The 14,417-nt window shown below is 62.9% G+C and carries 13 protein-coding genes; 7 read left to right on the top strand and 6 right to left on the bottom strand.

Annotated features, from left to right (window positions below; translation table 11 throughout):
- Nucleotides 1-29: 29 nt before the first annotated feature.
- Entirely contained in the window at nucleotides 30-809 is a 780-nt protein-coding gene (locus ACX2DJ_RS06585) for an SDR family oxidoreductase (RefSeq protein ID WP_462571664.1), read from the top strand.
- On the opposite strand, the gene folP is transcribed toward ACX2DJ_RS06585, so the two are convergent.
- The 4 genes from folP to ACX2DJ_RS06565 all read right to left on the bottom strand — a co-directional run bounded on the left by folP (nucleotide 806) and on the right by ACX2DJ_RS06565 (nucleotide 5,190).
- Nucleotides 806-1,921, bottom strand: a complete 1,116-nt coding sequence (folP, locus tag ACX2DJ_RS06580; RefSeq protein WP_462571663.1) for a dihydropteroate synthase — start codon at nucleotides 1,919-1,921, stop codon at nucleotides 806-808. The genes ACX2DJ_RS06585 and folP overlap by 4 nt on opposite strands.
- Nucleotides 1,922-2,262: 341 nt before the next feature.
- Nucleotides 2,263-3,399 (bottom strand): site-specific DNA-methyltransferase, encoded by a 1,137-nt coding sequence (locus ACX2DJ_RS06575; RefSeq protein WP_462571662.1) that lies wholly within the window; start codon nucleotides 3,397-3,399, stop codon nucleotides 2,263-2,265.
- A gap of 204 nt (nucleotides 3,400-3,603) precedes the next feature.
- Nucleotides 3,604-4,530: a calcium/sodium antiporter gene (locus tag ACX2DJ_RS06570; RefSeq protein WP_462571661.1), complete on the bottom strand. Its 927-nt coding sequence runs from the start codon at nucleotides 4,528-4,530 to the stop codon at nucleotides 3,604-3,606.
- A 27-nt stretch (nucleotides 4,531-4,557) separates the two neighbouring features.
- Nucleotides 4,558-5,190: a ribonuclease HII gene (locus tag ACX2DJ_RS06565; RefSeq protein ID WP_462571660.1), complete on the bottom strand. Its 633-nt coding sequence runs from the start codon at nucleotides 5,188-5,190 to the stop codon at nucleotides 4,558-4,560.
- On the opposite strand from ACX2DJ_RS06565, the gene ACX2DJ_RS06560 reads away from it, so the two are divergent.
- The 6 genes from ACX2DJ_RS06560 (at nucleotide 5,183) to ACX2DJ_RS06535 (ending at nucleotide 10,055) form a co-directional block, all read left to right on the top strand.
- Nucleotides 5,183-6,340, top strand: a complete 1,158-nt coding sequence (locus ACX2DJ_RS06560; protein ID WP_462571659.1) for a PQQ-dependent sugar dehydrogenase — start codon at nucleotides 5,183-5,185, stop codon at nucleotides 6,338-6,340. The two genes, ACX2DJ_RS06565 and ACX2DJ_RS06560, sit on opposite strands and share 8 nt — an antisense overlap.
- 65 nt (nucleotides 6,341-6,405) lie before the next feature.
- Nucleotides 6,406-6,915, top strand: a complete 510-nt coding sequence (locus ACX2DJ_RS06555) for a GNAT family N-acetyltransferase (RefSeq protein ID WP_462571658.1) — start codon at nucleotides 6,406-6,408, stop codon at nucleotides 6,913-6,915.
- Nucleotides 6,916-6,939: 24 nt separating this feature from the next.
- A complete protein-coding gene (locus tag ACX2DJ_RS06550) occupies nucleotides 6,940-7,488 on the top strand; it encodes a DUF1285 domain-containing protein (protein ID WP_462571657.1) in 549 nt (182 codons plus the stop codon).
- A 13-nt stretch (nucleotides 7,489-7,501) separates the two neighbouring features.
- Nucleotides 7,502-8,110 carry a CoA pyrophosphatase gene (locus ACX2DJ_RS06545; protein ID WP_462571656.1) on the top strand — a complete coding sequence of 203 codons (609 nt, stop codon included), beginning with the start codon at nucleotides 7,502-7,504 and terminating at the stop codon, nucleotides 8,108-8,110.
- The gene (locus ACX2DJ_RS06540; protein WP_462571655.1) at nucleotides 8,100-9,290 is read left to right on the top strand and encodes a CCA tRNA nucleotidyltransferase; all 1,191 of its coding nucleotides are present in this window, start codon (nucleotides 8,100-8,102) and stop codon (nucleotides 9,288-9,290) included. Before ACX2DJ_RS06545 ends, ACX2DJ_RS06540 begins: the two co-directional genes overlap by 11 nt.
- 216 nt (nucleotides 9,291-9,506) lie before the next feature.
- Nucleotides 9,507-10,055: a hypothetical protein gene (locus ACX2DJ_RS06535; protein ID WP_462571654.1), complete on the top strand. Its 549-nt coding sequence runs from the start codon at nucleotides 9,507-9,509 to the stop codon at nucleotides 10,053-10,055.
- A gap of 68 nt (nucleotides 10,056-10,123) precedes the next feature.
- Here the strand turns inward: ACX2DJ_RS06535 and parC are convergent, their stop codons facing one another.
- Nucleotides 10,124-12,430, bottom strand: coding sequence for a DNA topoisomerase IV subunit A (gene parC, locus ACX2DJ_RS06530; RefSeq protein ID WP_462571653.1), 2,307 nt, complete (start codon nucleotides 12,428-12,430; stop codon nucleotides 10,124-10,126).
- A gap of 124 nt (nucleotides 12,431-12,554) precedes the next feature.
- On the bottom strand, nucleotides 12,555-14,375 hold the full coding sequence (locus ACX2DJ_RS06525; RefSeq protein WP_462571652.1) for a GMC family oxidoreductase: 1,821 nt from the start codon (nucleotides 14,373-14,375) through the stop codon (nucleotides 12,555-12,557).
- Nucleotides 14,376-14,417 lie beyond the last annotated feature (42 nt).

Here is a 14,417-nt window from a genome sequence, read left to right as displayed (position 1 = left end):
CCGCTAGAGCGGCCGCGACGGAGGAACAGATGGGCAAGCTCGAAGGCAAGATCTGTGTGATAACCGGTGGTGCGCGCGGGATTGGGCGCGGCATCTGCGAAGCGTTCCAGCGCGAAGGCGCAAAGGTCGTCCTCACCGATATCGATGTCGAGCATGGCCAGGCGGAGGCAGATTCGATCGGTTGCCAATTCTTCGAGCTGGACGTGCGTAGCGAAGCGCATTGGGACCTTTTGGCCAAGGCGCATCCGGCGATCGACGTCATGGTCAACAATGCCGGGGTCACCGGTTTCGAAAGCTCGCCCGGCCCGCACGATCCGGAGAATTGCACTCTGGAAAACTGGCACGCGGTGCATTCGGTCAACACCGATGGCACCTTCCTGGGCTGCCGATATGCGCTGCGGGCAATGAAGACCAAAGGCACGGGTTCGATCATCAACATGTCCTCACGCTCTGGCTTGGTCGGTATCCCCGGCGCTGCCGCCTATGCCGCCAGCAAGGCGGCGATCCGCAACCATTCCAAGTCGGTTGCGCTCTATGCCGCGCAGCACGGCTGGGCGATCCGCTGCAATTCACTTCACCCCGCCGCGATCTGCACCCCGATGTGGGAGCCGATGCTGGGCGACGGACCTGACCGCGAAGAGAAGATGGCGGCGCTGGTGGCCGACACCCCATTGAAGCGCTTCGGCACGATCGAGGAAGTCGCGGCGCTGTGCGTCTTTCTCGCCAGCGACGAAAGCGCCTATATGACCGGCAGCGAGTTGACGCTCGACGGCGGCCTGCTGGCAGGCTCCGCCGCTTCGCCGGGCTAATCCTCCGGCAGTTCGCCGAAATCGGTGAGCGCGGCATCGCGAAGGCCGCGCCAGACATTGCGCGCCTGCACGGTTTCCGCGACATCGTGGACGCGCAGAAGCTGCACCCCCGCGTTCATGCCCGCCACCGCAAGCGCGATGCTGCCGCCCAGCCGCTGGTCCGCTGTCGCCTCATTCGACAGCGCGCCGATCATCCGCTTGCGGCTGGCGCCCAGCAGCAGGGGCTGGCCCAGCGCATGGAACATGGGCAGCGCATTCATCAACGCCAGATTGTCGGCCAGCGATTTGCCGAAGCCGATGCCCGGATCGAGGATGATCTTCGCGCGCGAGATGCCCGCTGCCACGGCTGCATCGCGCCGCTCCTTCAGCCAGTCGAACACGTCGAAAACAACATTGGCGTAGTCGGCATTGGCGTGCAGATCATCATTCTCGCCCGGCGCGTGCATCAGCACAACGGGGCAGCCGCTGCTCGCCGCCAGCGGCAGGCTGCGCGGATCGTGCCGCATGGCGGAAACGTCATTGGCGATATGCGCCCCGGCTTCAAGCGCGGCCTCGAGCACGCCCGCGCGGCGGGTATCGACGCTGATCGCGGCACCCATCGCGGCACAATATTCGATTGCGGGCAGCACGCGGTCCTTCTCGTCGCCCTCCCATGTGGCGGCTGCGCCTGGCCGGGTGCTCTCGCCGCCGATGTCGATGATCGCGGCGCCCGCCTCCAGCATGGCGCTGGCAAACGCCCGGCCCGCTTCCGGCCTGTCGAGGAACTCGCCGCCATCGGAAAAACTGTCAGGCGTGACGTTGAGGATGCCCATCACCTGCGGCTGGTCGAGCCGCACCATGCGCGAACCGCATTCGAGCGGGGGATGTACCAGCGCAAGGTTGCCCCATTGCGCCCGCGCATCCTCGGCCACACTGGCGGGCAGGCGATCGAGCACTTCCGGCATGGTTGCGGGATTGGCGAGCCACCGACCTACCGCCGCGCCGCCGCGGCGCTGGATGACCGCAAATTCGCGGGCATAGACCATGCCCCCGGCAATGCGCACCGCATTGCCTTCGGTCGCCTGCGGGCCGGACGCAAAGGTAATCGGGCGGATATAGATCTTGTCATTCATTGTTCAGCAAACCCACCCCGGAACTGAATAGATGGAACACATGGAACACGGTTATAAAGGATAAAATCCCCTCCGCCGCAGGGTGATAGGCAAAGGCTGAGCGGGGGTGAAGCAAGGGCGGTTCATCCGCTGGGGATTAGCGGCAGGATGGCGTGTAGGACAGGAGGCGCCAATCGCGAGAGACTGGGCGCTGATCTCGCAATTGTCTCGCAGTGCCAAAAGTTGAGTTATTTTTGCGGCGAAAGTCGGCGCGTGGCCTTCGACAAGCTCAGGCTGAGCGGAGGTGGCGAAAGCAGGGCCGACGCCGAGCTCCGCCTCCCCACCCACAGCTCGTCATTCCCTCAATCCTCCGTCGCCAGCAGGTAGAGCTGCCGCGCGGCGTCGATCGGCTTCACGTCTCCATCGACCTCATAGTGCCAGAAGGTCCAGCCGTTGCAGCTGGGTGCGCCCTGCAAATCCTTGCCCAGCCCGTGGATCGAACCGGTCTGCTTTTCGTAAGCCAGCGAGCCATCGGCCCGCACGGTTGCGATCCATTTGCGCTGCTTGTCAAACACCTGCGTGCCCGGCTTGAGATAGCCGTTTTCGACCAGCGCGCCAAAGGCAACGCGCGGCGCGCTCTTGGCGCTCTGCATGGTTGCGAGCGCGCTTTCATCGAGCGGCAATTCCTTTGCGATGCGTTTGAGTGCGGCGTCGCGGTAAACATTCTCGCGCTCGCAGCCGATCCATTTCCGCCCCAGCCGCTTGGCCACAGCCCCGGTGGTGCCGGTGCCGAAGAAGGGATCGAGCACCACGTCGCCCTTTTCGGTCGTCGCCAGCAGCACGCGATAGAGCAGCGCCTCCGGCTTCTGCGTGGGGTGGACCTTGTGCCCGCCCTCTTTCAGGCGTTCGCCGCCCGAACAGATCGGCAGCAGCCAGTCACTGCGCATCTGTAATTCGTCGTTGAGCGTCTTCATGGCGCGATAGTTGAAGTGATACTTCGCCTTCTCGCCCATCGAAGCCCACAGCAGCGTTTCATGCGCATTGGTGAAGCGGGTGCCCTTGAAATTGGGCATGGGGTTGGTCTTGCGCCAGACTATGTCGTTGAGGATCCAGAAGCCAAGATCCTGCAGGATCGCGCCCACGCGGTAGATATTGTGATAGCTGCCGATCACCCACAGCGACCCATCGGGCTTCAGCACCCGGCGCGCCTCGGTCAGCCAGCCACGGGTGAAATCGTCATAGACCTTGAAACTGTCGAACTGGTCCCAGTGGTCAGTTACGGCATCGACCGCGCTGCCATCGGGGCGGTTGAGATCGCCGCCAAGCTGGAGGTTATAGGGTGGGTCGGCGAACACGCAGTCTACACTGGCGTCAGGCAGGCGGCGCATCGCCTCCACGCAATCGCCGTCAAGGATCTGCCCCAGTGGCAAATCCGGCCTTTCCGCAACAGCAGTTCGCACGCGCGCGGCGCGCGTTTTCGTGGTCTCCACGACCGCCATGTAATCTACCCCTCTGATGACTTATCCACAGGGTGAGTCCTTGCGGACTCGGCGTCAAGCACAAAGCGATAGGCGGTTATGGTTAATACGGCGTTAGCTATGACGGAACAAAAAGAGTCCCGCACAAGATGTTGAGTCTGTGCGGATTCACCGGACTCGATATGATGTGGTGTTGCGCCGCGGACTCAATGCCGGCGGGAAAAGTCAGCTGAAGATGAACACCGTATTGGCGATGAAGGAAATCACCAGCAGCGCGCCCAGCAGCCGCCCGATTTCGCGCGCGCGGGCCACGATCACCAGGAACACCACTGCGGTGAGCGCCAGCAGTACGAGTTCGTAAGCAAGCAGATCGGCGGGAACGGCAAAGGGCGCGATCGCCATGGTCGCCCCGCCAATCAGCAGGATGTTGTAGATGTTCGAGCCCACGACATTGCCGATCGCAAGGCCCGGTTTGCCGCGCACCGCAGCTGCAACCGATGCGGCGAGTTCGGGCAATGAAGTGCCCACCGCAACCACGGTCAGCCCGATCACGGTCTCCGAAACGCCCATCAGCCGGGAAAGATCAATCGCGCCGAACACCAGCGCCTGGCCGCCCGCCACCAGCAAAGCCAGCCCGATCGCGAACAGCAGGATTGCCGCAGGCAGCCGCAGCTGCGGCTCGGGCTCGTCCTCGTCATCACCCACGTTGCTGTGGGGATGGTTGTAGCGCCAGTAGACATAGGCCACGATTGCCGCGAGCAGCGCCGCGCCGATCCATACCGATCCCCATTGCAGCGCGGTGATTCCCCACAGCAGCAGCGATGCCAGAAGCGCCACCACCGCATCGCGCCGCCCGGTGCCGGAAAGCACGATCGGCATCACCATCGCAGTCGCGCCCAGGATCAGCAATGTGTTGGCGATGTTCGAGCCGACAATATTGCCCCAGGCAATCCCCGGCGATCCCGCCAGCGCGGCCTGCACGCTGGCGACCATTTCCGGCATCGACGTTGCCGCGCCCACGATCACCAGCCCGGTGACGAGGTTCGACACGCGGAGATACTGGGCAATGCCCACCGAGCCCCGCACAAGCAGCTCGCCGCCGATGGTGAGCCCCACCAGGCCTGCCAGAACATAGAGAATCGCTTCGATCATGTGGCAGCGCTTAGAGCAATCGTGGTGCTATAACAGCGCTGATTGCGCGACGGGCGCAAAGCTGCGGCGGTGAAGCGGGGTCGGACCATGGCTGCGCAACGCCTCCATGTGCTCGGCGGTTCCATAGCCCTTGTTTTTTTCCCAGCCGTAATGCGGATGCGCCTGCGCCGCTTCACACATCAACCGGTCGCGCCACTCCTTGGCTACAATCGACGCGGCCGAAATGGCCGGTTCCAGCGCGTCGCCCCCCACGATTGCGCGCACCTGCGGCCAGCGCCACTCGGGGCAGCGCCCAGCCGGGATCATGTTGCCGTCGATCAGGATCGCGTCAGGCTCCCGCCCCAGTCGCCTGACCAGCTCCGCAACTGCGCGGGTCATTGCATGCATGGTGGCAACGAGAATGTTGAGCCGGTCGATCTCTTGCGGCTCGATCACGCCCAGCCCCCAACAGCAGGTGGCGCGAATTTGTTCGTCGAGTACAGCACGCCGCCGGGCCGAAAGCTTCTTGGAATCGTCAAGCCTTTGTGGAACATTGACGCCCAGGGCTACTGCTGCGGCCACCACCGGCCCTGCCAGTGGCCCTCGCCCGGCTTCATCCACGCCGATAACCAGCGGCCGGGCACCGATCCGTGTTTCGCGCATTGCAGAAGGCATGTCCATGATCACAAAATTCCCAACCGCCCTATTCCCTGCCAGCCTGCTGCTCGCAAGTTGCGGCGCCACCGCAAGTGTGGACACCGGCGCCAAAACAGCCGAACCTGAACTCTCGGTCGAGCATGTGGGCACCTATGACGAGCCATGGGCGGCCGCCTTTGCGCCGGGCACCGAAGTTCTGTTTGTCACACTGAAGGCAGGCAGTATGCGCGGGCTCGACACGGCGACGGGCCGCGAATTCGCCGTCAGCGGCACGCCCGAGGTCGATTACGGCGGCCAGGGCGGCTTTGGCGATGTGGCCTTCCTGCCAGGCGAAGCGGCAGCCACCGTCGGCAGCCGCACCATTTACCTTAGCTGGGTCGAGGCCGGAGCTGGCGACACACGCGGCGCGGTGGTGGGGCGCGGCACGCTGGCTTGCGTGGACGGCGGCGACTGCGCCATCGAGGGGCTGGAAGTGATCTGGCGCCAAGCCCCCAAGGTGACCGGGCGCGGGCACTATTCGCACCGCATCCGGTTTTCGCCAGACGGACAATACATGTTCGTTGCCAGCGGCGATCGGCAGAAGATGGAGCCCGCACAGGATACCACGAATACGCTCGGCACAATTGTGCGCCTCAATCTCGACGGCACTCCAGCAACAGGCAATCCGCTGGCCGATCGGGGCGGCGTGACTGCCGATATCTGGTCATGGGGCCACCGCAACATCCTGGGCATGGACTGGGATGCCGAAGGACGGCTGTGGGAAGTCGAGCACGGCCCGGCGGGCGGTGACGAGCTCAGCCTGGTCAAGCCAGGCGCCAATTACGGCTGGCCCGTGCGCTCCTATGGCGATCACTACAATGGCGACAATATACCCGATCACACCGCAGATGACGGCTTCGCCAAGCCGGCGATCCACTGGACCCCGGTGATCGCGCCGGGCGACATGATCATCTATCGCGGTATCATGTTCGCCCCCTGGAAGGGCAACGCTTTGATCGCCGGGTTGAGCAGCGAGGCGCTGGTGCGGGTGAAATTCAACGGCGAAAGCGCAAGCGAAGCCGCCCGCTATCCCATCGGCGGCCGTTTGCGTTCGGTCGACGAAGGGCCGGATGGCGCACTGTGGGTTCTGGAAGACGGGCCGGATGCGCGCCTGCTCAAGCTGACGGCCAAATAGGCTTTGCGTTCGCCATCATAATTTGCATCGACAGGCTCCATCGCGCGGCCTAAGCGCGCCGCGCGATGGCAAGTCTGATCCCTTTGGCCAATGTTGACGCGGACATGATCGAGCAGGTGCTCGACCGTGCCTTTGGCCCTGACCGGCATGCGCGCACCGCATATCGCATCCGCGAAGGCACCCAATGGCTCGAAGCGCTCAGCTTTGCCGCGCTTGATGATGACGAGATGCTGGTCGGCACGATCCAGGCCTGGCCGGTGGCGCTGACTGATCCCGCTGGGCGGCCGCATCCGCTGTTGATGGTCGGCCCGGTGGCGGTGCTGCCCGAACACCAGGGCGAAGGTTATGGCAAGGCGCTGATGGCGGCGACGCTCGGCTTGCTGGCCCCCGAGGGTAGCCTGCCGCAGGTCCTGATCGGCGATGAACCCTATTATGGCCAGTGGGACTTCTCGGCCCGGTACACCGGCGGATGGCGCTGCCCTGGGCCGTGGGACCCTGGCCGCCTGCTGGCGCGCTGCAGCAATCCTGCTATCCTTCCTCCTGAAGGCATGCTGGGGCCTTGGCTAGCCGCCTAGCTTCTGGCATTCAGCCCGCCAGTTATGCCGTACCAGCCCCCGCCCAATCTTGCCGAACTCTCGCTTGCCGATGTGGCCGAGCAGGTCGCCCTGCGCAAACTGCCGCCGGTCGAAAGCTGGAATCCGCAGCAGGTCACGCAAAGCCACATGCGGATCGCGGCTGACGGCACATGGTATCATCAGGGCGATCCGATCCGCCGCGAAGCCATGGTGCGCGCATTTGCCGGGCTGCTGACGCATGATGAAGCGGGGCAGTACTGGCTGGTCACTCCGTTCGAGAAAGCCGCGATCGAGGTCGAGGACGCGCCCTTTATCGCAGTCGACGTGGCGCGGCGCGGCGAAGGGCTCGCCTTCCGGCTCAATACTGACGAACTGGTGATTGCAGGCCCTCAGAACGCATTGGTCGCGCGCGGCAATCCTGAAACCCCGGCGCTTTATCTTAAGGTACGGCGCGGCTGTGAAGCGCGGCTCAACCGCAGCACCTACCAGCAGCTGGCAGAGATCGCGCTCGAGGAAGGCGATGACTGGAGCGTTGCCAGCCTGGGCGCTCGTTTCTCGCTGCTGCCGCAATGAGGTCGGCCTGTCGATGAGCGCCCTGTTCGACCAGCTCTCGTACCTCTATGAACGCGGCCATCGCCGCGAAATCCCCGATCTGCTCAGCGACGAGCGCTTCGCGCTGGCGGGCCGTGCTGCCGATGCGGCAGTGCTGATCGCGGTCACCGACAAGCCTGAACCCGGAGTGATCCTGACCCAGCGCCCACACAATATGCGCGACCATCCGGGACAAGTCGCCTTTCCCGGCGGCAAGATCGATCCGGGCGAGGATGCCGTGGGCGCTGCGCTGCGCGAAGCCGAGGAAGAGCTCGCTATGGACCGCAAGGCCGTGCGCGTAATCGGCACCACCGATCGGTACAAAACCGGCACCGGCTTCGATGTCACGCCGGTATTGGGCGTGGTACCGCCCGATCTTGATCTTGTGCCCAACCCGGCCGAGGTCGAGGCCTGGTTCGAGGCCCCGCTCAAGCTGCTGCTCGAACGCAAGCACTGGACCACGCATGAAGTTTTCTGGCGCGGGCACATGCGGCGTTATCTCGAGCTTGATTACCAGGGGTTTCGTATCTGGGGCGTGACCGCAGCGATCATCGCCAATCTCGCACGCCGGATTGCGCCGGAGGAATTCGCCGATGTTCGCTGATCTTGCCGATGCAGCATGGACCCGGCGCGAAAGCCTGACAGGGCTTGTCGCGGCGCTGGGCGCTGACAACATCCGCTGGGTGGGCGGCGCGATTCGCGACAGCCTGCTGGGCGTGGAAGTGAACGATGTTGATTGCGCCACACTGTTGCTGCCAGACGAAGTTGTGCGGCGATGCAAAGAAGCCGGCATCCGCACGGTACCAACGGGGATCGAGCATGGCACCGTCACCGCGATCCTGAAAGGCGGGCCGGTAGAGATCACCACGCTGCGCCGCGACGTTTCGACGGATGGCCGCCGCGCGACTATTGCCTTCGCCGAAAGGTGGGAAGAGGATGCCGCACGGCGCGATTTCACCATCAACGCGCTCTATGCCCATCCTGAAACGCTGGAGATTTCGGACTATTTCGGCGGAATGGACGATCTTGCCCGGCGGCGGGTGCGCTTCATCGGCGATGCGCGCGACAGGATCCAGGAAGACCATCTGCGCATCCTGCGCTATTTCCGTTTTCAGGCGCGCTTCGGGGCGGAACTGGATGAATCGGCTGAACAGGCCTGCGCCCAGCTCGCTTCGACGCTCAAGGGCCTCAGCCGCGAAAGGATTGCAGCAGAGCTTACCGCGCTGCTCGCCCTGCCCGATCCACACCCCACGATTGCGCGGATGCGGCAATTGGGCGTGTTGCAGGTGGTTCTGCCAGAAGCATCCCCACAGCATCTCGACATCCTCCAAAAAGTGATCGCGGCCGAGCAGGAACAGGGATTCGCGCCCGATCCACTGCGTCGGATGGCCGCTCTTTTGCCTCCACTCACCGAAATTGCCGAGGCTGTATCGGCGCGTTTGCGGCTGTCGCGCGCGCAGCGCGGGCATCTGGCGGCGGTGGCCGCGCGCGAGGCTTCGGACCTCACTGATCAGCAGGCCCTTGCCTATCGCGAAAGCCCGGCCATTGCGGCCGATCGTGTGCTGTTGCAGGGCGGCGATGCAAGGGGCCTAAGGGATTGGAAAGTACCGCAATTTCCATTAAAGGGCGGCGAGATTGTGGCCCGCGGGATTGCTGCCGGCCCGCGCGTTGCCGCGATCCTGCGCAAGGTCGAGCAATACTGGATCGAGGAAGGCTTTCCCCCGCGCGAAAGAGTGCTGAAATTGCTCGATCAGGAGTTGGGCGCAGAACCCGGCCTGCCTTAATCGCAGCTTCAGGCAGGCGCACTTAATGTAGCAAGGCGCGGTTGCACTGGCGCCTTTTATCTGGCTATAGGGCTGACCCATCGCAGCCCCTTGTGCGGTTGCAACCCTGGGAAACCGGCCTTTGCCAGTCTTCCACTATAATTGAACATGGTCGTCAGCGCTGCGCGTGATTCCGGTACGCGGCACTGCAAGAATCGATTTGAACGGAGAGAATTTATGAAATTTGCCAAGCTCGCCATCCTGGCCACCGCCCTCGCGGCGACCCCGATTGCAGCGCACGCACAGGATGTGGGTGCAACCGTCTATGGCAATGACGGGAAGCCCATCGGCACCATCGAAAGCAATGATGGCACCAATGCCGTGCTCGCAGTTGGCGAATTCAAGGCCCCTCTGCCGCTGAGCGTTTTTGGCGAGGGTGAGAACGGCCCAACGCTCAACACCACACACGACGCCGTTTATGAACAACTCAAGGCTGCCGATGCGCAGGCCAAGCTGGCCGCCGCTGAAGCGAAGGCCAAGGCCGAAGCAGAAGCGGCTGCCGCGCTTCAGGCCGCATTGGTTGTGGGCGCCCCCGTTATCACCGTCGATGCGCAATCGCTCGGCATGGTTGACAAGATCGCCGGCGAAAACGTGATCATCAAGGGCGAAGACGAAACGCTCGTTACGCTGCCGGTCAAACTTCTCGCGGCGAACCCAGAAGGTGGACTATTCGCGCTCGCCAATTATGCGGACATCATGGCTGCACTCGAAGCGGCGGGCGGCTGAGGCCACCACACGCTAACCAATACGAGGGCCGGCCGGAGGTGATCCTGCCGGCCCTTTACTTTGCCTGATCAACCAAAGCGGTTGTCTTTGGGAAAGCCCTGCGGCGGCATGCGCCCGGCGGCGCCGCGCGCCACCTTCCACTGCCAAATCTCGCTTTCGGTGCGGGTGCGGTCACCCTTGCCGCCCATCTGCCAGCTGAGCCCTTCGGCCAGCACAAATGTGGTCGCATCCGATAGCCCGCCGTCGCGATAACGCTGCAGCGTGACGCCCTGCCCGCGCGCGAGCAGCGGCACTTCCTCAAGGTTGAACACCACCAGCTTGCGGTTGTCGCCGACACAGGCAACATGGTCATGCGCATCTTCGATCGTGCGCACGACGTTGAGCCGTGCATCGCCCTTGAGGTTGACGACCTGGCGGCCCTTGCGCGTTTCCGCGAGCAGTTCCGCCTCTTCCGCAACGAAGCCCTTGCCAATGGTTGATGCCAGCAGCAGGCGCCCCTTGGGCCGGTGGACCAGCATGCCCGCAATGCCGGTTTCGGCTTCAAGATCGACCATCGACTGCACCGGCTCGCCAAAACCGCGCGCGCCGGGCAGCTTGTCGGCCCCCAGCGTATAGAAGCGGCCGTTCTCCGCCGCGATCAGGATCTTGTCGGTGGTTTGCGCATGGGCGATGAAGGCCAGATCGTCGCCTTCCTTGTACTTGAAGTCCTGATCCAGCGGGACATGCCCCTTGGCGGCGCGGATCCAGCCCTTTTGCGACAGGATCACCGTTACCGGTTCCTTTTCGATCATCGCGTCCATGCTGAATTCGACTGCGGGCTCGGCCTCTTCGATCCGCGTGCGGCGCTTGCCCAGCACGGTATCCTCGCCATATTCCTTGCGCAGCGCATTGAGATCACGCTTCAGCCGCGTGCGCTGGCGCGCAGGGCTTTCGAGCAGCTTGTCGAGCTCGTCCTTTTCCGCCAGCAGATCGTCCTTCTCCTGCCGCAGCTGCATTTCCTCGAGCTTGCGCAGGCTCCTGAGGCGCATGTTGAGGATCGCTTCGGCCTGGCGATCGGTGAGGCCGAATTCCTTCATCAGCTCGGCCTTGGGATCATCCTCGTAACGGATGATCTCGATCACCCGGTCAAGGTTGAGGAAAGCGATGATATAGCCTTCGACCAGCTCCAGCCGCCGCGCGATCTGGTCAAGCCGGTGCTGGCTGCGGCGCTGGAGAATGTCGATCTGGCTGCGCACCCAGTGTTCGAGCAATTCCTTCAGCCCCATCACCATCGGCGTGCGGCCCAGGCCCGGTTGAGCATCAAGCACGTTGAGATTGAGCCCAAAGCGTGTCTCGAGGTCGGTCAGCTTGAAGACCGATTCCTTCAGCAATTCAGGGTCCACATTGCGGCTGCGCGGCACCAGCACGATGCGGATCTGCGTGTCGGATTCGTCGCGCACATCCTCAAGGATCGGCAGCTTCTTGTCGGCAATCGCCTGCGCGATCTGCTCGATCAGCTTGCCCTTCGGCACCTGATAGGGGATTTCGGAAATGACCAGCTGCCATTGCCCGCCGCCCAGCCGCTCGATCCCCGCCTCGCGATCTTCCTTCTTGTCCGCCTCGGCCGCGTGGAACACGCCGCGCACACGGAACGATCCGCGCCCGGTTTCATAGGCATCGGCGATCGCCTGCCTGCTGTCGATCACCTGCCCGCCGGTTGCGAAATCCGGCCCATGGAACAGCTCCATCAGCCGCGCATGCTCGACATGCGGATTGTCGATCAGCTCAAGCGTGGCATCGATGATTTCGGCGACATTGTGGCTGGGGATATTGGTCGCCATGCCTACCGCGATCCCGCTGGCACCGTTTGCCAGCAGATTGGGGAACAGGCCGGGGAAAATTTCCGGCTCCTGCTCTTCGCCATTATAGGTCGGGATGAAGTCGACCGTGCCTTCATCAAGGCCTTGCATCAGCAGCAGCGCCGTCCTGGTCAGCCGCGCTTCGGTGTAGCGATAGGCGGCGGCATTATCGCCGTCGATATTGCCGAAATTGCCCTGCCCCTCGACCAGCGGATAACGCAGCGCAAAATCCTGCGCCAGCCGCACCATTGCGTCATAAACGCTGGCATCGCCGTGCGGGTGGTATTTGCCGATCACGTCACCCACCACGCGGGCCGATTTCTTGAAGGCACTGTTGGGATCAAGCTTCAACTGCCGCATCGCCCATAGCAACCGGCGGTGGACCGGTTTCAGCCCATCGCGCAGATCGGGCAGCGAGCGCGCGGTAATCGTCGAAAGCGCATAGACGAGATAGCGCTGCTCCAGCGCAGAATCGAACGGGGCATCGACAATCGCGTCGAATGGATCGGAATCGGGGATTTCGGTAATGTCAGCCATCGCTCACGCGCTTAGCAATGCGCGGGGGCTGAGGGGAGAGGCGTTTCCACAGGAATGGGCGGAATGTCGGGTTCTGGGTGCGGAGTGGACCCACCCGATACTCCCTTCAGGCCTTCTGCGGTATTTAGGCCGGCATATAGTGGTCTTCCCTGATCAAGTCAGAGGCGCGCTCGCCAATCATGATACACGGCGCGTTGATATTACCGCTGGGTATTTCCGGCATGATGCTGGCATCGGCGATGCGCAGGTTCCGCACACCCTTCACACGAAGTCGTTCGTCGACCACATCGCCCATCCGGCAAGTGCAGGAAAGGTGATAGATCGTGTTGCCGAAGTATAGCGCGAAGCTTTCAAGCAAGGCATCGCTTGGCTCTTCGCCCGGCACATGGCCATGCTTTCTGGCGATTTCCGGGGGAATCATCCATTCGCCAAGGCCGCCTTCCGGCCAGTTTTTGGCGATCTCAAGCGATTTCCGCATCAGTGCGACCATCACCTTCAGGTCATGCGGATCGGCGAAGTAATTGAAGTCGATCTTCGGCGGCACGGACGGATCGCCCGACTGGAGAATGATCTCCCCTTCACTGTGCGGCACGCAGTTGCTGGGCAGAATGATCACATTCTCTGATTCCGGAGAAAGCACCGCCTCGGGATCTTCGAACATCATCGTGACATCCGCGTTGATCTGGTTGCGATAGAAATCGGCGATGTTCCCGGAAGTCAGAAAGCCGATCTGGCCATCATGGGTGAAATCGTCCCCCAGGCCGGTCGAAAAGAAGCACAACCCGTCATAAGTGCTCGACGCGGCCAGGCTGCTGCCGGTTGCCTTCAATTCCGCAAGCTGCCGTTCGGCCTCGGCCTTCAGTTCCTTCAGGTCGGCGCTGAGTGTGTCGTCTTCCGCCGGATCAGCCGGTAAGGGGCCGCCGGGCCCACGCAGGGCATCGGGTCCGATCGCTACGCCTATTTCGGCAGGAGCAAGCCCGATCCCGGGGGCAGGAAAGAGCATTCCGGCAAGAAAATGATCCTTCAGATGCTTGCCCACGTGCGGCTGATCGAGTCGGCACACGACGCCAGCCTCCTCCAGTTCGCGTCGCGGGCCAATGCCCGACAGCATCAGCAAATGCGGAGATCCTACGGCTCCTGCCGACAGGATCGTTTCCCGGTTCGCGGATATCTGCCTGATCATTCCGTCCGCATCGCGATATTCGACACCGCCTGCGACCAGTTCACCGCCTTCGTCCCTCAGGATAAGGCGGTTTGCCTGCACGTTCGTAATGATTGTCAGATTCGGGCGGTTCTCTGCAGCGTTTTCAAGATAGGCATGATAGGTGCTTGATCGCTGACCGTTGCGCGTGTTGGTCTGAACGAGCGACGAAACACCTCCTTGCTGGAATCGACCGGTGCCGTTGTAATCGCCTTCAGGCATACCCGTCCTGGTCGCTGCTGTGACGAATTGCCGGGCACAAGGTATCACTGGTGAACGAATGCCCACGCCGACCGGGCCAGATTTGCCGCGCCCTTCCGCGTCTATGGCAGCTTCATTTGAAGGACGAACTTCCTCCAACCGTTCGAAACAATGCTGGATGTCGGAAAAGCTCCAGCCTGTGGCGCCAAGTTCTGCCCAATGATCGAAATCGCCGGGGTGCCCGCGCACAAAGACCATGTAGTTCATGCCCGAGGACCCGCCGAGCATCTTTCCTCGCGGAACCGGGATCATGTGATCGCGCAAGCCTCTCCCCGCCTTCCCGGACTCTCCCTGAAACATCCAGTCGCATTCCGGATCAAGCTGCAGCGAAGCGCAGGCGGCTGGTATCGCCTCGCGTTCGGGGGGCTTTCCGCCCGCCTCGAGCAAAGCGACCGTGATCTTGGGGTCCTCGCTGAGGCGCGCAGCAAGCGCTGCGCCGGCCGAACCTGCACCGACGATCACGAAATCATAAGCAGCCGTCATCGAACACTCCCCCCGAGCCCATGCGACCTACGACGACAACGA

The sequence above is a fragment of the Altererythrobacter chaiwopuensis genome, assembly GCF_054957755.1.
The sequence above is the reverse complement of the archived record's forward strand: the minus strand, read 5'-3'. Positions and strand labels throughout refer to the sequence as shown.